Source organism: Rhodococcus sp. 05-339-2 (assembly GCF_002258965.1).
In the GTDB taxonomy this organism is placed as follows: domain Bacteria; phylum Actinomycetota; class Actinomycetes; order Mycobacteriales; family Mycobacteriaceae; genus Rhodococcoides.
The window spans coordinates 535,098-552,842 of record NZ_NOYW01000008.1; the positions used below are offsets into that span (position 1 = coordinate 535,098).

Here is a 17,745-nt window from a genome sequence, read left to right on the forward strand (position 1 = left end):
CTCATGGACACACTTCATCCAGTCCTGCGGCAGGTCACCGACCGCATCGCAGACCGTAGCCAGTCCGCTCGCGCCGCCTACCTCGCTCGAATCGACGCCGCAGGAGATCGAGGCCCCGCCCGTGGCCGCCTCGCCTGCGCCAACATCGCCCACGGTTTCGCCGCCTCCGGCAAGGCCGACAAACAAGCATTGCGCGGCATGGTCAAGCCCAACATCGCCATCGTCTCGGCGTACAACGACATGCTCTCGGCGCACAAGCCGTTCGAGAACTACCCCGCCGTGCTGAAGAAGTCCGTCATCGATGCCGGCGGCATCGCGCAGTTCGCCGGGGGAGTCCCCGCCATGTGCGACGGCATCACCCAGGGCCGCGACGGCATGCAACTCTCACTCTTCAGCCGAGACATCATCGCAATGTCGACGGCAATTGCGTTGTCCCACGACATGTTCGACGCCACCCTGATGCTCGGGGTGTGCGACAAGATCGTCCCCGGAATGCTCATCGGTGTACTGAGTTTCGGCCATCTTCCCGCGGTGTTCGTGCCCGCCGGTCCGATGACGTCCGGACTTCCCAACGGGGAGAAGGCAACAGCGCGCCAGCTCTACGCCGAGGGCAAGGTGGGCCGTGAGGCTCTGCTCGACGCCGAGGCCGCGTCGTATCACGGCAGTGGTACCTGCACCTTCTTCGGAACGGCCAATTCCAATCAGCTGCTGATGGAGGTCATGGGCCTGCATCTGCCGGGATCGTCGTTCGTCAACCCCGGAACTGCGATGCGCGACGCATTGACCCGCGAGGCCGCGCACGTCGTCACCGGCCTGACGTCGCTCGGTGACAATTTCACGCCGGTGGGTGAGGTCGTGGACGTCAAGTCAATCGTCAACGGCTGCGTCGCGTTGCTCGCCACCGGTGGTTCGACCAATCACACGATGCACCTCGTCGCCATCGCCAAGGCTGCCGGCATCACGCTGACCTGGCAGGACCTGTCCGATCTGTCGGCCGTCGTGCCGCTGATGGCCAGGATCTACCCGAACGGCAAGGCCGACGTCAATCACTTCCACGCAGCAGGCGGCCTCGGATTCGTCATCGGATCTCTGCTCGACGCCGGGTTGATGCACGAGGACGTGAAAACCGTTGCTGGGCAGGGCCTGCGACGCTACACACAGGAACCGAAGCTCGACGGCGACGGAGTGATGTGGCAGGACGGAACTCGAATCAGTCATGACGCCACCGTGTTACGCGGTGCAACCGAGCCGTTCAGTGCCGACGGAGGGCTGAAGATGTTGACCGGTCCGATCGGCAAAAGCGTCATCAAGACCTCTGCGGTGGCACCGGAACATCGTGTGGTCAGAGGTCCGGCGCGGGTGTTCGACGACCAAGCCGACTTCCTGGCAGCGTTCGATGCAGGACTGCTCGACACCGATTTCGTTGCGGTGCTGCGGTACCAGGGACCGCAGGCCAACGGCATGCCAGAACTCCACAAGCTGACCCCCGCGTTGGGTATCCTGCAGGACCGCGGCCGGTCCGTCGCGCTGATCACCGACGGCCGGATGTCCGGAGCTTCCGGAAAAGTGCCTGCGGCAATTCATCTCACACCCGAGGCGGCGAGCGGTGGACCGATAGCGAAGATCCTCGACGGTGACGTGATCACCGTGGATTCTCTCGGTGGCACATTGTCGATCGACGTTCCGCTCGACGAGTTCGAAGCCCGACCGGTCACCGGTCGAGTGTTGGACGCAGACGAGTGGTCGAGCACCGGCCGTGACCTGTTCTCCGGGATGCGTGCTCTCGTCGGTCCGGCAGACGAGGGTGCGATGTTCGTGATGCGTTGACCCGAGAACCCGATTCGAGAGAAAGTAAGACCGTGACTGCATCCTTGCTCGACCGTGTACCCGTCATTCCCGTCGTCGTCATCGACGATCTCGACCATGCCGTTCCGATCGCTCGCGCTCTGGTGGCGGGCGGAGTGCCCGTCATCGAGTTGACTCTGCGGACACCGGTGGCGCTCGATGCCATCGAGCGCATCGCCGCCGAGGTTCCCGACATCCTCATCGGTGCCGGCACGATCATCACTCCCGGCCAGGCCAAGCAGGCCGCCGACGCGGGCGCACAGTTCCTGGTCTCGCCCGGCTGTACGCCTTCCCTGACGAAGGCCATGCGAGACACCGGACTACCCCACTTGCCCGGTGCCGCAACGGTGTCCGAGGTGCTCACTCTGCTCGAGGCCGGTTACACCGAGCTCAAGTTCTTCCCGGCCGAAGCATCCGGTGGCGCGAATTTCTTGAAGTCGATCCACTCGCCGATCCCGGCCGCACGCTTCTGCCCGACGGGTGGCATCTCGACCTCCAATGCATCGAGCTACCTGGCGCTGCCGAACGTCGGCTGTGTGGGCGGATCGTGGCTCACTCCGGCTTCGGCCGTCGCGCAGGAGGATTGGGACGCCGTCACTCGGTTGGCCGAGGCCACCTCGACGCTGAAGGCAACAGCCCAGTAGCGGTCAGCACCACGAGTGTTCATCCGCGGGTGACCGAGATACCGCCGTCGACGTACAGCGTTGTGCCGTGGATCATCGCGGCTTTGTCCGATACCAGAAACAGAACGCCGTCGGCGATATCCTGCGGCTCGAGCACTGTGCCCGCGGGAGTTCCGGCCGTCGTCGCGTCCAACACCTCTCGCGCGTCCTCGTTGCCCGGCGTGAGCGTCGCGCCGGGTGCGAGGGCGTTGACCCGCACGCCGCGTGGGCCGAACTCGGCAGCCCAACTGCGAGTGAGTTGCTCGTCGGCGGCCTTGGTAGCGGAGTACATCGCGGCGAACGGGCTCCCCATCGTGGCCATCCACGATCCGATGTTCACGATGACACCACTGCCGCGCTCGGCCATGGCCGGGGCCAGCGCGCCGACGAGTACGTGCGGAGCCCGGACGTTGACAGCGAGCATCGCGTCGAGCTGGTCGTCGGGCAGGTCTGCGGTGGCGGTGGCCGGATAGATGCCGGCGTTGTTGACGAGAATGTCGACGCGGCCGCCGAGAGCGTCGGTGGCCCGGGCCGCGAATTCGCGGAGCTCCTGGTAGCTGCCCGAGAGATCGACGTCGACGAAGGCCGCAGTGCCGCCTGTCTCGGAAATGCTGTGCGCCAGGGCCTTGCCGCGCTCAGCGTCGCGGCCGCTGACGACCACCGATGCCCCCTGGGCGGCGAGGGTCAGCGCGATGGCAGCACCGATCCCACTGGTCGATCCGGTGACGACGGCTGTGCGTCCGAGGAGCTGCGGAGAAGTGGAAGAAGTCATGACGCCATGTCTACGGTCGGTCGAGGCAGGCAACCAGGCGTCGTTCTGCCTAGGTCTGTCATGACCAGGTTGCCGATCGCCCATGTCGCTACTGTGGGATTCGTGAACAAAGACAGGTCCGCCCTCAGCGCATTTCTGCGTGATCGGCGCGACCGCATGACCCCGATCGAGGCGGGGATTCGTACTTATCCCGGTGCCCGACGGGTGCCGGGGCTGCGGCGCGAAGAGCTGGCGGCTCTGGCCGGAGTGAGTCCGGATTACTACAGCAAACTCGAACAGGGTCGGCAGGCCAACGTGTCGAACGAGGTGCTGCTGGCAATCGCCGGTGCGTTGAAGCTCGATGATGTCGAGTCCGCGCATCTACTCGATCTCGCGTCCCCGGCGACGCCCACCGAGGATGCTGCGCAGGTACCGAATCCAGGTCTGCTCCAGGTCATGAAGGCGCTCGACCATGTGCCGGTGATCCTGCTCGGGCGCAGCGGGGCCGTCCTGGCCAGCAACTCGCTGGTCCGATCGGTACTGAGTCTGCAACCGTCCGCCGACCAGTCGTTGTTCCACTATCTGTTTCGCAACCCCATCGCCCGCGAGCGAATCGTCAATTGGTCGCAGTTCGCGGCAGCATCGGTCGCGGGGTTGCGCCGTGACCTCGCTCGTCGGCCGGGGGATCGCGCGCTCATCGCCTTGATCGCCGAATTACGTTCCGCAGAGCCATGTTTCGAGCAGTGGTGGAGCGACCACGAGGTTCGCGAATTCGAGCGCGCAACCAAGATCATCCAGCATCCGGCGGCGGGAACCCTCGAATTCGGTATCGAGTTTCTGACCTCGCCCAGCGAGCCGGATCAGAGTCTCATCGTCTACACGGTCGAGGACGGGTCGAGCACTGCCGAGATTCTGCCGATCTTGGCGAGTTGGGACCCGAGTTCGGCGATCCGCACTTGACCTCGAGATAACTCGAGGTTTTAGCGTCGCCTGCATGGACACACTCGGTCTCGGCAGACTCGGCATTTCCATCGACGTATCGCCGTCGTACCTCGACGACGCACACGAGTTGGAATCACTCGGATTCACCTCGGTCTGGTTGCCGGGCGGGCAGCTCGATCGGCTCGGCAGGTTGGCCGATCTGGTCCACGCGACCGAGAAGGCGACCATCGTTCCGGGGATCGTGCCGGTCGATGTGTACTCACCTGCACAGACCGATGAGCTGTTCGACGAGCTCTCGGGCACCGGTCGATTCGTTGTCGGCCTCGGTGGGCCGCAGAGTGCTCGGCCTTTGGCCGGGTTGAGGAAGTACCTCGACGAGCTCGAGGTGCCCGCCGATCACCTTCTGCTCGCAGCGCTCGGTCCGAAGAAGTTGGAGATGGCGCGGGACCGCGCTGCCGGCGCAATCGCGTTGCTGGTGACGCCGGAGTGGACGGCGCAGGCGCGCGGTGCACTCGGTGGGTCGACGTTGGTGGTCGACCAGTTCGTCGTGGTCGAGTCCGACCCGGATCGGGCGCGTGCTGCAGCTCGGCAGCCGCTGAGCTTTCTCGCCACTGTTCCCGGCTATCGGCAGAACTTTCTGCGCATCGGCTTCGCCGAGGCCGACGTCGACCAGCTCAGCGACCGATTGATCGACGGCGTGGTGATGTGGGGGAGTATCGAGACGATTGCTTCGCGGGTGGCGGAGCACCACGAGGCGGGAGCGGATCACGTCGTTCTTGCACCCCTCGGCGCTTCCAGTATCGACGCTGGCCGGGCACTGTCCGAGCTGGTGGTGTCGTCAAAGTAGACTCCATAGACCGTGAGCCTCACCCTCGGAATCGTCGGACTGCCCAACGTCGGCAAGTCCACCCTTTTCAATGCACTGACCAACAACGATGTGCTGGCCGCGAACTATCCGTTCGCCACCATCGAGCCCAACGTCGGAGTGGTCGCGCTGCCGGATCCCCGGCTCGAGAAGCTGGCCGAGGTGTTCGGTTCGGAGAAGCTCGTGCCCGCGCTGGTGTCGTTCGTCGACATCGCCGGCATCGTCAAGGGTGCGTCCGAGGGCGCAGGTCTGGGCAACAAGTTCCTCGCCAACATTCGTGAGGCCGACGCCATCTGCCAGGTCGTTCGTGTCTTCGCCGACGACGACGTGGTGCACGTCGACGGTCGCGTCGACCCGACCGCCGATATCGAGGTCATCGAAACCGAACTCGCGATCGCCGATCTGCAGACCCTCGAGAAGGCCATCCCGCGCCTCGAGAAGGAGGTGCGGATCAAGAAGGATCGCAAGCCCGCACTCGACGCGGCGCTGGCCGCGCAGGCTGTGCTGAACGACGGCAAGACGCTGTTCTCGGCCAAGGCGAAGTTGGACTTCGAGCTGCTCGGTGAGTTTCAGTTGCTCACCACCAAGCCCTTCCTGTACGTCTTCAACGCCGACGAGTCGGTGCTGACCGACGACGCGAAGATCGGCGAACTGGCTCGCCTCGTCGCGCCCGCCGATGCGGTGTTCCTCGACGCGAAGATCGAATCCGAGTTGCTCGAACTCGACAAGGAATCGGCAGCCGAACTGCTCGAATCGGTCGGACAGACCGAGCCCGGTCTCGACGCGTTGGCACGTGCAGGCTTCCACACCCTCGGCCTGCAGACCTACCTCACCGCAGGCCCGAAAGAGGCCCGCGCGTGGACGATTCATCGGGGTGACACCGCACCCCAGGCTGCGGGCGTCATTCACACCGACTTCGAGCGCGGCTTCATCAAGGCCGAGATCGTCTCCTACGAAGACCTCATCGCCGCGGGTTCCATGGCCTCGGCCAAGGCCGCAGGCAAGGTACGCATCGAAGGCAAGGACTACGTCATGGCCGACGGCGATGTGGTGGAGTTCCGCTTCAACGTCTAGTCGCCGAATTGCAGAATCGGCGGCGCTTTACCGCCGAGTGTCAGATATTGTTACCGCGGTGGTACGCGCCACCGACTGCGCTTCCACGTGGCAACCACGTGAATCATCGAGGAGAGGCCTGACCAGCTCAGGACATGTCCGGATGGGGTGCGGCGCAGAAATGCGCCTCCTTCATTGTGCCGATGCCCGACATCGGTTGGCGAAAGGACATGACATGTCGTCGAAGGACGAAAAGAACCTCGCTCAGGTGATCGAGAAGATCTCGAAGATGGACGAACCGCGGCGTTCGGTCATGCAGCGTGTGCACGACATCATCGTGTCCGCGGCACCCACTTTGAAGCCGCGGATCTGGTACGGAATGCCCGCCTATGCGAAGTCGGCGAGCACACCGGCGCTGGTGACGCTGCGCAACGACGATCGACTGAATCTGGCCATCACCGAGAAGGCGGTGTTCCGCGCTGCCGGTGGCGCGGACGGAGAGTTGATGCCTGCGGCGTGGTTCTTCGAGACCGTGGACGAGGGCACGGCGCAGCGCATCGCCGAGATCGTCCGTTCGGTCGTCGACTGAGCTTGTTCGGTCGACCGCGGATCCGGTCGGGACGGCGGCGCTCGGAGGAATACCCGAGGCGGTCGCCGTTGCCCGACGTGAGTTCATCCGTGACCCCTCGTCCACCAAATCTACGACACCTGAGTTGTGGTGCGGGTGATCGCAATTGCTCATCGCAGGGACGCCTATCGGTGATCATTGCGGCACGTTCTGCAAGTGGGCGTCGTCGTCTGCGCCGCCCAATGATGTTGACTACGCTTCGAATCGGACGATAGGAGAACGTGAATGGGTCTGCAGGAACTCGAAGCACTGGTGCACCGAACGGCCACTGCTGGGGAACCTTTCGAGCGTGGAGCCGACGAGGCGGAGCAGACATACTTGTCTTCGCTTGCGGCACGGGAGAGTACGAAGCTGATCTGTGAGGTCGGGTTCAATGCCGGCTTCTCGAGTTGGGCGTTCCTCGACGCATCGCCCGATACGACCGTCGTGTCCTTCGACCTGGCCGCATATGCCTACAGCGACGCTGCGAAAGCGCATATCGACGAACACTTTCCGGGCCGCCACACTCTGATCCCGGGCGACTCGCACACCACCATCGCGGCCTACGCGAAGGAACATCCGGACGTACGGTTCGACGTCATCTTCATCGACGGCGACCATTCGGTGGAAGGTGCTCGCGCAGACCTCGACGACCTGCGTGCACTCGCAACCGCGGACTCGATCGTGATCATGGACGACATCACCCCGTGGCTCTGGTTCGGCGAAGGTCCCACTCAGGCATGGCAGGAAGCCGTCGATGCGGGCCGGATTCTGCACACGCAGTACTTCCGCGACGGCGAACCGGTCGATGCGGTGACACCTCCGGCTGCCCGCGCCTGGGCCGAGGGGCGCTACCCCTTCTGAACCTCCGCGCGGGGTCGATCAGCGTTTCTCACCGACAGTCGGACACGGCCTGCCGTACCAACTCGGCGGCCTCGTCGGTGGTCGACGCGAAGTGGACGTTGTCGAAGCGGTGCAGGTAGGCGTCGTAGACACCGGATACCTTCCTGTTCGCGTTGTCCATCGCCACGACACGCTTGCCCATCATCGCCGCCAGTACCGCGGCGTGCAGTCGATCGGTGAGGACGACGGGTGCGAGGTTCAGAATGCGTTGGGCCACACGAAGGTTGAGCTTCGCTGTTTGCTCGTACGAGCGGAGAAGGGCGGGGTAGAGCAGACGATTCGTTCTGGGGAAACGTTGCGCAATCAGAGTCGGCAGCATCACCGCCGTCGAGATCGCCAGATCCGTTCCGTGCAGGCCCCAATCGTATTGGACGGATGAAGCGTCGATGTTCACCGATGCATGACCGAGGCTTTCCGAGTCGGCGCGCAGGAGCTTCACGACATCCACTGCGGAGCCTTGGGCGCTGCGCGCGATCTCGGCACCGAAAGCCATGTCCGGACAGTATTCGACGCGATTGCTCGGGAAATGCGCGAGCGCCAATTGGTACGAACGTTGTTCACGGAGCATGAGGGTGAGATCCGGGTGCTGCGCGTACAGGGCGGCGGTCCTCGTAAGGGCTTCGGCATCGGCAAAGTCGATGCTTTGGGGGAGGCACACTATTTTGTTGCGAGGAAACCGCGCAACGATCGCTTCACGAAACCTCTGGTCGATCGGCCACCGGTCGCCGAAATTTCCCCCTCCTTGCAAGAACAGGGTCCCGTCGCCGATTCGTTCTTCGAGTAGAGCATCGTTGTGGGTGAACGGATCGGACACGTAGTCGACGTGCACGTTCAACCGCTTCAGGTACTCGACCTCACCGGCGTGGATGAGCGAGTCACCGGCATTGTAGTGATTCGGAAAGTCCAGGTGCGCCACACGATCTCCCGGTTCCGCGTGAGGCCGCAGGACGCCGAGAGTCTCCTCGCGTAGCGCATCGACGGTCTCGTTCGTCATCGGACGCTCGGTGTCTGTCGTCGGCCGATCGAGGTCACTCGTGTTCGCAGAGCGCCGTAGTGAATCCCGATGTAGTGAGCCCACAAACCACTCGGCATCGGCCTCAGTATCTCCGGCAGCCACGGATTACGAACTGTCGCAAGATAAAGTATCGACACCGCGTGTACGGGAATCCTGACCAAGGACGAGGGGTGTGGGCAGCCCGATGCGCGGTGCTTCGTCGACAGTTGATGCGACGTCCGGCCGTACGCCCGACCTTGCTCGAACGATCGACGGACGGTCCTTCTGACGCGGTAGGCGACCACTGCATCCGCGGCATGTCCGAGTGTCGATCCCGCCTGCTGAATTCTCCACGAGTAGTCGACGTCCTCGGCACCGCCGACGAAGTCTTCGTCGAAGTCTCCGACCTTCTCGAACACCCTCCGCCACATGGCGAAATTGCTCCCCGGTGCGTACGGCAGGTAGGCGGAGCGGAACAGAGCGCCGGGCGGCGGGACGGTTCGCCACGACGCCACCTCCGGGGAATTGAGGGATTCGACTTCGAGTGCGCCGCCCACCGCGTCGAAACTGTCGAGTGCGTGTACCAGAGCAGTCAGCCAGGTCTTATGAGCGACGTCGTCGTGGTCGACGAAGGCAACTATGTCACCGCGCGCAGCTTTCACTCCGACGTTTCTGGCGTACGAGACTCCACGCTTGGCGGAGGCGTCGACCATGCGGATCGTCATAGGCAGAGAGAGATTCTCGAGGTGTGCGCGCAGGCCGTCGGTCGAGCCGTTGTCGCTGACTATCAGCTCGACGTCGCCCGTGTAGTCCTGTGCGGCGACGGCCTCGAGCTGCTCATCCAGATCGGGCAACCCGTTGTACACGGGGAGGACGATGGAAACGAGACTGATCGGCACGGTCCGACCCTATCGCGAATTCGGGCACCGTTCGGCCGCGTGCCCCGCTGCCCAGGCAGATATCGGCTACTTCTTTCCCCGCAACTTCTTCTCCAGCGGCGTCGGGAAGGACGGGAGCACCGGGGTGCCGTCGAGCAGGGTGGTTATTCTTTCTGCCTCGGCTGCAACGGCTTTCGACACCGGAGACCCGACGTCCTCCAGGAATTCGGTCACCACTGCTCCGGAACCGGTGACCGCCCAACCGCCGACGATACGACCACCGGACCAGATGGTCGGGCCGATGTTGCCGAAGGTGTCGAACAGCGGGGCCTTGTGCTCACCCAGATACCAGGCTCGGTGCTTCCACCCCATCGGCGTGGGATCGAGCGCAGGTAGCAGCATGACGCTCGTGCCGGAAGGCTTATCGAAAACAGTGCTGGACAACATGATTCCGTCGCCCTCGGTCAGTTCGACCGCAACGGCGTTCAGTCCGGACACCGCCTGACGAGTCTGTGTCTTGTTCCAGCCCGTCCACCACTGCAGATCGTCGAGGGTCGCAGGGCCGAACACCTCGAGCCAACGGCGGGCAAGGTCGGCACGTGCCTCGGTCTCGTCGAGATCGGGAATCCCGTCCGGCCACCAGTGATCGATCGGTGCCCACGCGTGGCGTCGCGATGTCCACGCGCCCCGCGGTTCGACGCGCACCAGCCTTCCCTCGGCGGCCATCATCACCAGTACCTCCGAGGTGACGTACCGCTTGACGTCGTACACCTTGTCGGTGGTCGGCAGCAGCGCGGTCTTGAGGCCGGGTACGACGGCGGACAGCTCGGCCCCGGTCGCGGTCCCCATCGATCGCAACGCCGACTCGGTCTCGGCTTCGGTTGCGGCGAGCCATGATTCGACATCGGCGATCACCGGTTCGGTGGGCAACGTGGAGACCTGCTTGATCAGGCGTGCCCGCATGGTGCGCGCAACTCCCAGGCTCGCCGCAGCGTGAATCGTCGGAACGTCGTCGTGAGCGACGACGAACATCGTGCGCCGCATCGCCATCAACCGCACCAGGCTCCGGCGCTCGTACATCGCATCACGAACATCCGAGAGTCCCAGTGTTCGAGCGCGGGCGAGCACCGACAGATACACCGTCGCCGGATCGGTGGCATGCAACGCGAGGAGTGACGACACCACAGCTTCGGTGGTCGATGCACGGGCGAAGTGCTGCGCGACGAGCCGGTGTCGGCGCTGAGCGTCGGTGATCTTCACGCGATCAGTGTGACGGCATTTGCGGCGCAGGGCCGACGAATCCGGTGAGAAGTGCGTCGGCGATGTCGCTCATCCCGTGTGCGCGGGCATCGGCGGCGGCACCGACGTGGTCGTACTCGACCAACTCGAACGAGACTGTCCAGCTGCCACGGTCGTGGTCGTCGAGTACCGCGTAGCGCGCATGCGGAGAGCCGGATTCCATGACGTGCGGGTAGGGCTGATCGTCGTCGTAGGCGGGCACGCCGACGCTCCCTGGATTGACCACGAGTGTGCCGCTGGGGAGAGTGCATTGTCGCTGCAGGTGCGTGTGGCCGCAGGCGATGACGGAGTGGTTCGTGAAACCTGCTGCCCTGTCCAGTATCTCGGCCTCGGTTGCCTCGCGAGAGCCGTTGTCGTCCACCGAGTGCAGGAAATATTGCTCATCATCGGTGGGTGTTCCGTGCACTGCGAGGATTCCGCCATCGAACTCCAATGAGAACGGCAGCGAGGCCAGCCACTGTCGATGCTCGTCGTAGAGTCGATCATGGGCGTGCCGATCCCAGCTGCCCATGGACTCCCGGTCCTGCTCGAGCAGATAGCGGTCGTGATTTCCCGCGACAGTGGGAAAACCGAGTGCCATCAGCCGGTCTGCAGTTCGACGCGGATGCAGGCCGCCGGACAACAGATCGCCGAGATTGATCACCGAGTCGACGCGTTGCCGCGCGATGTCGTCGACGACGGCGTCGAGCGCCGCGATGTTGCCGTGAATATCGGCAATGAGAGCTACCCGCACAACCACAGGATCGCAGCGTGGGTATAGGACTGCAACACGGCAGCCCGTCGCGAGTGCTGGAGACTTCACCCTCACACACCCGCCGTCGATGGGTGGTTTCTCCATAGACCTTCGCTCGAGTCGCCCATAACGTGGTCCAGGTCACTTTCGATCTAGGGAAGGCCGAGCCCATGCCTGCAGTCACGTCGAAGCCCGAGATCGAATCGAGGGTGGTCAAGAAGGTCGCTCGACGCATCATCCCGTTCCTCGGATTGGCTTACTTCGTCAACTATCTCGATCGCACCAACATCGGCCTCGCCAAGCTGACCATGAGCGACGAACTGGGCCTCACCGAGACGATGTTCGGCCTGGCGTCGGGACTGTTCTTCATCGGGTACCTGTTGTTCGAAGTGCCCAGCAATCTGGCGCTGCACAAATTCGGTGCCCGATGGTGGATCGCCCGCATCATGGTGTCGTGGGGGATCGTGGCCGCCGCCATGGCTTTCGTGCCGACGGCAGGGTGGCTGTACGGTCTACGCATCCTTCTCGGAATCGCCGAGGCCGGCTTCTTTCCCGGCGTACTGCTGTACATGACGATGTGGTTTCCGCGCGCCTACCGAGTGCGGTTGATGGGCCTGTTCTTGCTGGCACTGCCTGTGTCGTCTGCGCTCGGTGCACCCCTGTCGAGTGCGATCATTCAGTACATGGACGGGCTGTTCGGACTGTCGGGTTGGCGGGTTATGTTCCTCCTCGAGGGTATTCCGGCAATTCTGCTCGGCGTGATCACCTGGTTCTATCTCACGGATCGACCGTCCCAGGCGAAGTGGCTCACCGTCGACGAGAAGGCCTGGCTCACTGCCGAATTGGAGTCCGAGGATGCAGTGAAGGGCGGTCACATCAGCGGCTCGGTCAAGCGCGCTCTCGGTGACGTACGGGTATGGATGCTCGGCCTGATCTACTTCGGCATCACCTACGGTCTCTACTCCCTGAGTTTCTTCCTGCCCAGCATCGTCGCGGGATTCAAGCAGACGTTCGATACCGACTTCTCTCTCGTGACAACCGGTCTCATCGTGGCGGTGCCGTTCGCAGTGGGCGCAGTGGCGATGGTGCTGTGGAGTCGACACTCGGACCGGACCGGCGAGCGAACGTGGCATGTAGCGATACCGACTCTGATCGGTGCGATCTCCATTCCGTTTGCGCTGTACATGGATTCACCGTTCACCACCATGATTGCGGTGACCGTCAACGCCGTCGGCGTGTTCTGCGCTCTACCTGTTTTCTGGTACCTGCCCAGCACCTTCCTCACCGGAGCCGGCGCAGCGGCTGGAATCGCGATCATCAACTCGGTCGGCAACACCTCGGGCTTCGGTGCCCCGTACGTGACGGGGTGGCTGCTCGACGCCACTGGCAACGCCAAGGCGGGCCTGTGGGTGGTCGGCGGTGTCATGCTCATGGCGGTGGTGTTGGTGATCGCTCTGCGCAGCCGAATGGGAGTCCGCTCCGAGAGCAATACCGATGTGCCGGTGGCGCACTGACGAACGGTTGCTCACGAAGCCGAGTATCTGCACGGAACCGGATTCGGCTCTTGCGGCGAACACCGGACATACTCGACGGATGACGAGTCGCGGGCGGGTCCGGAGCTGGGAGATTCTCGGCATGGAGGGCGTCATCGATTCCGAGGACACTCCGGGCGGAAGCTGGTCATTCTTCAGCGCGCTGCATCCCGATGGGGTCATCGACTCTCGATCGGGAACGGGGTTCGACATCGGTGGAGGTGTCTCCGAGCTCGCAGTAGGCGAGCAGGTCGACTTCGAGTGGGAGCCTGCTGTCGATCAGGACGGTTATCGGTTTCGCGCGATCAGGGTCCGACCGCGTCGCGAGACTCCGCCCTGGCGGATCCAGCGATTCGATGGCTGACGCATTCGAATCGAAATCCACGGTGCTCTGACCTCGCGGCGGCCTCCGACGGTTATCGATCCGCCGCTCGCTGGCCGTCGACGCGGATCGTGGGATGCAGTGGATCAGGGTGTGAACACTTTGCCCGGGTTCAGGATTCCGCGCGGATCCAGTGCCTTCTTCACAGCTCGGTGCATCTCCAACACCACCGGATCGAGTTCCTGCACCAGGCCGTCCATCTTGAGCAGTCCGACTCCGTGTTCGCCGGTCACGGTGCCGCCGAGTTCCAGTGCAGCGTCGATGATCTCGGCGAAGGCGGCCTGAGCGCGTTCGCGAGCCGGAAGGTCGTCGTGCGGAGTGATGAGCAGCGGGTGGAGGTTTCCGTCACCGGCGTGTGCGATGTTGGCGATGGTCGTCTCGTAGCGAAGGCCGATCTGCTCGATGCGCGAAAGCATCTCGGGTACATGCTTCTTCGGCACACACACGTCCTCGGTCAACACCGGACCCAGACGTTCCATCGCGGGATACGCCAACCGTCGCGCCGCGAACAGAGCGTCGGCCTCTTCCTGATCGGTCGAGACCGCAGACCAGGTCGCTCCGGCCTCGTCGAAGCACGAGAGCATCTTCTCGGCTTCCTGGTCTCCGATGAGACCCGGATCGTCGATACGTCCGAGCAACACCACATTGGCCTCGACCGACAGGCCCATGTTCTTCCACGCGTCGACGGCAATGAGGCACTGCCTGTCGATCAATTCCAGTGCGGACGGCGTCAAGCCGGCGGCGGCCACCGCGGCGACGGCACGTCCGGCGTCGACGATCGAATCGAAGTAGCCGGCGACGGTCCGCTGCGGATCCTGGAGCGGGCGTAGTTTCAGGGTCACCTCGGTGATGATGCCGAGGGTGCCCTCCGATCCGACCATCAAGCCTGCAAGGTCGTAACCGGCAACGCCTTTGGCGGTCTTGCGGCCGAGTCGAACCAGTTCTCCGGTTCCGGTGACGACCTGCATGCCCATCACGTAGTCGCGCGTGACGCCGTACTTGACGCAGCACAATCCGCCGGCATTGGTGGCGACGTTGCCGCCGATGGTCGACCACGGCGCACTGGCCGGATCCGGGGGATACCACAGACCCTGCTCGGCAACGGTTGCGCGCAGGTGATCGTTGACGACTCCGGGCTCGACGACGGCGTAGCGCTCGAGTGGGTCGATCTCCTTGATCGTGTCCATGCCGTCGAGCGCGAGAACGACGCATCCCTCGGTGGCGTTCGCGCCGCCGGACAGTCCGGTGCCCGCCCCACGGGTGACGATGGGTGCGCCATGGGCCAGGCATGCGCGAACGACAGCTTGGACTTCTTCGGCGCTGCGGGGTCGCACGACGGCGACCGGCGTCGAATACGGTGCCCATTCGGCCTCGTCGTGCTGGTAGGAGGCGACGACGTCCGGGTCAACCACGATCCGATCCGCGGGCAGGACCTCGGACAACTGTTCCACGAGCGACATGTGTTCGACTTTAGCTGTGACGCGGGTCTCGGCCAATGTAGGTTTTCTCCATGTCGCCCGCGAAGTCATGGATGGAAATGCTGCTCGACGACGCGTCCGTCGATGAATTGGAAGCCCACCGACTAGATCTTCCCGGTGCCGAGGCGCATGCGGCACTCCGGCTGCGCACTCTGCTCGATCAACGCAAACAACGCAGCACCGAGCTCTCGGCGCTCAACGACATCGCGGTGCGCCTGACGACTGTGCGTGACAATCGCATTCTGCTGCAGGAAGTGGTGGACCAGGCGCGCAGGCTGCTCGGCGTGGACCTGGCCTACATGGGTTCGGTGTACGGCGACGAGTTCGTCATCGAGGTCACCAGTGGTGCCCTTACCCCGCAACTGGTGGGCATCAGGCTCACACTGGACGAGGGGCTCGTCGGGCTGATCGTGCGCGGTGCCTCGCCGTCGTGGACACCCGACTATCAGAGCGAACCTGCATTTCGGCACATCACGGGAGCCGACAGTGCTGCGCGGTCGGAGAACATGCGCGGTCTGCTGGGCGTACCGCTTCGGGTCGGCGACCGCGTGATCGGCGCACTGTTCGCGTGCAAGCGGCAGGAGCGGGATTTCGCAGACAGTGAGATCGCTCTGCTGTCCGCACTGGCCGCGCACGCGGCCATCGCCATCGAGAACGTGCGAGCGATCGACACGCTCGAAACCCTCAACGCCGAATTGTCGCTCCGTACAACGGAATTGGAGCAGACTCTGCAATGGGACCGCACGTTGACACAGGTCGTGCTCCGAGGAGGCGGTGTGCGGAGTCTGGTTCGGGAGGTGGCGTCGGCCACCGAACGTCCGGCGTATTTCGTGGGCGATGGCGCGTCCGTACCGGTTGCCCTGGAGGACAGAGCGGTCCAGGTCGAAGCCTTGGTCGAACGTTGCAGGGCGGGTGCCGATACTGCCGTCGGCAACGAGATCACTGCGCGCCGGGTGGTGGCTGCCGGTCGCTTCTTGGGGGTGTTGATCTCCGTCGGATCGGACGACGACCAGACCCGCCTACTTCTCGATCGAGCTGTGCCGGCCATCGCGCTGTCGCTGGCCGAGGAGCGCGCGGCCGCGGAATCCGCCCGCCGGGCGCAGGACGCATTCCTGCTCGATCTACTCCTCCATCCGACGTCGACGCCCGAGGACGAACGCAGGCAGTTTCACCGTGCCGGACTGACTCCGGACGTGACGTATTGTGTGGCGGTCGCGCAGGGTAACGCGTCGAGAGCCGAGTTGGAAGCTCTCGCACTGCCCCCGGGATCGGTTGTAGCGGAGCAGGGTTCGAGAATCCTGTTGGTCGTTCCCGCTCGCGAGTCCGCTGCCGTTCGTCGCATGATCGTCACCCGGGCCACCGTGGGAATCTCCGAACCCGCGCGAGGAGCCGACGCGCTGGCGACGGCGTTCCGAGAAGCACAACAGACTGCTGACGTGCTGACTACCCTCGGCAGAGACGGAGAAGTGTCCTCGGCGCGCGGCCTGGGAATCTATCGAATCCTGCTGAGCCACATGGCCCGTGAGCACCTGGACGAACTCACCGAGGACAAGCTCGGGCCTTTGCTCGCCGAGCAGGACAGGCGCGGGGTCCCGCTGATGGAGACCCTGTCGACGTATCTGGCTCACGGTCGCCACCATTCGGCCACCGCGTCGAGCTTGGGAGTGCACGTCAACACGCTCTACCAACGGCTCGACGCCATCGACCGGCTGATCGGTACGCAGTGGCGTGACCCCGACGATGCTCTCGACCTTCAGGTGTTGATGCGCCTGCGCAGATCGGCCGATCTACTCGGTCTGTGAGCCACCGGCCGCGGGTTTGGTCTCGATCCCCGTCGCCTCGACCACGCTCGCCCACAGTGCATCTCGCACGCGAGGTGAATCTCCGCGCCAGGAAGGGTAATGAGTCGGGCGCGGGGCCCGGTCGTGCCAGAACGTGCCGGTGCTGGTCAAGGCCTGATCGGACCCGACGAGCCACACGATCGTGTCGGCCCCGTCGTGTGCGTTGCGCAGAATCGGCTTCATCACCGAACCGAACATCGGCATCGATCCGGTGACGCCGGGAGTGGCCGCCCAGCCCGGGTGCATGCTGTGCACCACCGGGTCGTCTTCGAGCGAAAAGCGTTCGGCCAGTTGCTCGGCCACCACCACCTGCATGCGCTTCGTGCGAGCGTAGGCGGTCATGCCGGAGTACTTCCCGTTCTCGTACTCGAAGTCCGAGTTCTGCAGCGGCACCGCATACATGCCGCCGCTCGAGACGAACACGACCCGCGATCCGGCGTCGAACAGCTCTCGCAGTCCCACGGTCAATGCGACCGGCCCGAGAACGTGGGTGGCGAAAGCGGATTCGTGCCCCTGCGCCGAGAGTTGCCGCTCGTCCGGCATGACCCCGGCGCAGTGCACCAGTGCGTGCACCGACGTGAGCTCGGATGCGAGAGCCGCGCTCAAGGCCGCCACGGAATCGAGATCGCTGATGTCACACTCGCGGACCACGAGGGAGGCGTCGGGCACCTCGGCTCGAATAGCCGCGGCCGCGGACTCCAGCCGACCGGCCGACCTGCCGACCAGGTGCACCCGTGCCCCCAACCTGGCCAGTTCCTTCGCGGTGGCTGCGCCCAATCCGGACGACGCGCCGGTCACCACCATGTCGATGGGGGCGGGGAACGGCGTCGGATCCGCGGCCCAGAATCGTCGACGCACCGTGGCACCGATGCGGGAGTATCCGGGAACGACTGCTCTGTCGAGGATCGTGTCCAATGTGCGGGTCAGCAATGACATGGCGCTGTGATACCCCGCGGTAACCGGATGTATGCGCGTCCCCA

General features: G+C 64.2%; 17 protein-coding genes. 10 read left to right on the forward strand and 7 right to left on the reverse strand.

Annotation, left to right across the window (positions count from 1 at the left end):
- Window positions 1-3: 3 nt before the first annotated feature.
- Window positions 4-1,827: a phosphogluconate dehydratase gene (gene edd / locus CH273_RS08865; RefSeq protein ID WP_032394216.1), complete on the forward strand. Its 1,824-nt coding sequence runs from the start codon at window positions 4-6 to the stop codon at window positions 1,825-1,827.
- Window positions 1,828-1,859: 32 nt separating this feature from the next.
- The gene (gene eda, locus CH273_RS08870; RefSeq protein ID WP_032394043.1) at window positions 1,860-2,489 is read left to right on the forward strand and encodes a bifunctional 4-hydroxy-2-oxoglutarate aldolase/2-dehydro-3-deoxy-phosphogluconate aldolase; all 630 of its coding nucleotides are present in this window, start codon (window positions 1,860-1,862) and stop codon (window positions 2,487-2,489) included.
- A gap of 19 nt (window positions 2,490-2,508) precedes the next feature.
- Here the strand turns inward: eda and CH273_RS08875 are convergent, their stop codons facing one another.
- Window positions 2,509-3,279: an SDR family NAD(P)-dependent oxidoreductase gene (locus CH273_RS08875; protein WP_032394044.1), complete on the reverse strand. Its 771-nt coding sequence runs from the start codon at window positions 3,277-3,279 to the stop codon at window positions 2,509-2,511.
- A 102-nt stretch (window positions 3,280-3,381) separates the two neighbouring features.
- Here CH273_RS08875 and CH273_RS08880 point away from each other — a divergent pair, with 102 nt between their 5' ends.
- The 5 genes from CH273_RS08880 (at window position 3,382) to CH273_RS08900 (ending at window position 7,589) form a co-directional block, all read left to right on the forward strand.
- Complete coding sequence (locus tag CH273_RS08880; protein WP_032394217.1) at window positions 3,382-4,218, forward strand: helix-turn-helix domain-containing protein; 837 nt, start codon at window positions 3,382-3,384, stop codon at window positions 4,216-4,218.
- A gap of 34 nt (window positions 4,219-4,252) precedes the next feature.
- A complete protein-coding gene (locus CH273_RS08885; protein ID WP_032394045.1) occupies window positions 4,253-5,047 on the forward strand; it encodes a TIGR03620 family F420-dependent LLM class oxidoreductase in 795 nt (264 codons plus the stop codon).
- A gap of 12 nt (window positions 5,048-5,059) precedes the next feature.
- The gene (gene ychF, locus CH273_RS08890) at window positions 5,060-6,139 is read left to right on the forward strand and encodes a redox-regulated ATPase YchF (protein ID WP_032394046.1); all 1,080 of its coding nucleotides are present in this window, start codon (window positions 5,060-5,062) and stop codon (window positions 6,137-6,139) included.
- Between the two features lie 214 nt (window positions 6,140-6,353).
- On the forward strand, window positions 6,354-6,707 hold the full coding sequence (locus tag CH273_RS08895; protein ID WP_032394047.1) for a DUF1801 domain-containing protein: 354 nt from the start codon (window positions 6,354-6,356) through the stop codon (window positions 6,705-6,707).
- A gap of 264 nt (window positions 6,708-6,971) precedes the next feature.
- Window positions 6,972-7,589: a class I SAM-dependent methyltransferase gene (locus tag CH273_RS08900; protein ID WP_032394048.1), complete on the forward strand. Its 618-nt coding sequence runs from the start codon at window positions 6,972-6,974 to the stop codon at window positions 7,587-7,589.
- A gap of 28 nt (window positions 7,590-7,617) precedes the next feature.
- On the opposite strand, the gene CH273_RS08905 is transcribed toward CH273_RS08900, so the two are convergent.
- The 4 genes from CH273_RS08905 to CH273_RS08920 form a co-directional block, all read right to left on the reverse strand.
- Complete coding sequence (locus CH273_RS08905; RefSeq protein ID WP_032394049.1) at window positions 7,618-8,622, reverse strand: polysaccharide pyruvyl transferase family protein; 1,005 nt, start codon at window positions 8,620-8,622, stop codon at window positions 7,618-7,620.
- Window positions 8,619-9,521: a glycosyltransferase family 2 protein gene (locus tag CH273_RS08910; protein ID WP_052049266.1), complete on the reverse strand. Its 903-nt coding sequence runs from the start codon at window positions 9,519-9,521 to the stop codon at window positions 8,619-8,621. Before CH273_RS08910 ends, CH273_RS08905 begins: the two co-directional genes overlap by 4 nt.
- A gap of 66 nt (window positions 9,522-9,587) precedes the next feature.
- On the reverse strand, window positions 9,588-10,760 hold the full coding sequence (locus CH273_RS08915; RefSeq protein WP_032394050.1) for a winged helix DNA-binding domain-containing protein: 1,173 nt from the start codon (window positions 10,758-10,760) through the stop codon (window positions 9,588-9,590).
- Window positions 10,761-10,764: 4 nt separating this feature from the next.
- Entirely contained in the window at window positions 10,765-11,532 is a 768-nt protein-coding gene (locus CH273_RS08920) for a metallophosphoesterase family protein (RefSeq protein ID WP_032394051.1), read from the reverse strand.
- A gap of 170 nt (window positions 11,533-11,702) precedes the next feature.
- On the opposite strand from CH273_RS08920, the gene CH273_RS08925 reads away from it, so the two are divergent.
- Together CH273_RS08925 and CH273_RS08930 are read left to right on the forward strand one after the other, a co-directional pair.
- Window positions 11,703-13,046, forward strand: a complete 1,344-nt coding sequence (locus CH273_RS08925) for an MFS transporter (RefSeq protein WP_032394052.1) — start codon at window positions 11,703-11,705, stop codon at window positions 13,044-13,046.
- Between the two features lie 79 nt (window positions 13,047-13,125).
- On the forward strand, window positions 13,126-13,428 hold the full coding sequence (locus CH273_RS08930) for a hypothetical protein (RefSeq protein WP_032394053.1): 303 nt from the start codon (window positions 13,126-13,128) through the stop codon (window positions 13,426-13,428).
- A 104-nt stretch (window positions 13,429-13,532) separates the two neighbouring features.
- Here the strand turns inward: CH273_RS08930 and CH273_RS08935 are convergent, their stop codons facing one another.
- Complete coding sequence (locus tag CH273_RS08935; protein WP_032394054.1) at window positions 13,533-14,906, reverse strand: FAD-binding oxidoreductase; 1,374 nt, start codon at window positions 14,904-14,906, stop codon at window positions 13,533-13,535.
- A gap of 50 nt (window positions 14,907-14,956) precedes the next feature.
- On the opposite strand from CH273_RS08935, the gene CH273_RS08940 reads away from it, so the two are divergent.
- On the forward strand, window positions 14,957-16,726 hold the full coding sequence (locus CH273_RS08940; protein ID WP_230596624.1) for a helix-turn-helix domain-containing protein: 1,770 nt from the start codon (window positions 14,957-14,959) through the stop codon (window positions 16,724-16,726).
- Here the strand turns inward: CH273_RS08940 and CH273_RS08945 are convergent.
- The gene (locus CH273_RS08945) at window positions 16,712-17,701 is read right to left on the reverse strand and encodes an SDR family NAD(P)-dependent oxidoreductase (RefSeq protein WP_052049267.1); all 990 of its coding nucleotides are present in this window, start codon (window positions 17,699-17,701) and stop codon (window positions 16,712-16,714) included. The two genes, CH273_RS08940 and CH273_RS08945, sit on opposite strands and share 15 nt — an antisense overlap.
- Window positions 17,702-17,745: the final 44 nt, after the last annotated feature.

Excerpts from the sequence above, each read along its gene's own strand:
- CH273_RS08875 (WP_032394044.1), bottom strand. The coding sequence starts at position 3,279 with ATGACTTCTTCCACTTCTCCGCAGCTCCTCGGACGCACAGCCGTCGTC.
- CH273_RS08940 (WP_230596624.1), top strand. The coding sequence starts at position 14,957 with ATGTCGCCCGCGAAGTCATGGATGGAAATGCTGCTCGACGACGCGTCC.
- CH273_RS08935 (WP_032394054.1), bottom strand. The coding sequence starts at position 14,906 with ATGTCGCTCGTGGAACAGTTGTCCGAGGTCCTGCCCGCGGATCGGATC.
- CH273_RS08930 (WP_032394053.1), top strand. The coding sequence starts at position 13,126 with ATGACGAGTCGCGGGCGGGTCCGGAGCTGGGAGATTCTCGGCATGGAG.
- CH273_RS08945 (WP_052049267.1), bottom strand. The coding sequence starts at position 17,701 with ATGTCATTGCTGACCCGCACATTGGACACGATCCTCGACAGAGCAGTC.
- edd (WP_032394216.1), top strand. The coding sequence starts at position 4 with ATGGACACACTTCATCCAGTCCTGCGGCAGGTCACCGACCGCATCGCA.
- CH273_RS08900 (WP_032394048.1), top strand. The coding sequence starts at position 6,972 with ATGGGTCTGCAGGAACTCGAAGCACTGGTGCACCGAACGGCCACTGCT.
- CH273_RS08925 (WP_032394052.1), top strand. The coding sequence starts at position 11,703 with ATGCCTGCAGTCACGTCGAAGCCCGAGATCGAATCGAGGGTGGTCAAG.
- CH273_RS08885 (WP_032394045.1), top strand. The coding sequence starts at position 4,253 with ATGGACACACTCGGTCTCGGCAGACTCGGCATTTCCATCGACGTATCG.
- CH273_RS08905 (WP_032394049.1), bottom strand. The coding sequence starts at position 8,622 with ATGACGAACGAGACCGTCGATGCGCTACGCGAGGAGACTCTCGGCGTC.
- CH273_RS08895 (WP_032394047.1), top strand. The coding sequence starts at position 6,354 with ATGTCGTCGAAGGACGAAAAGAACCTCGCTCAGGTGATCGAGAAGATC.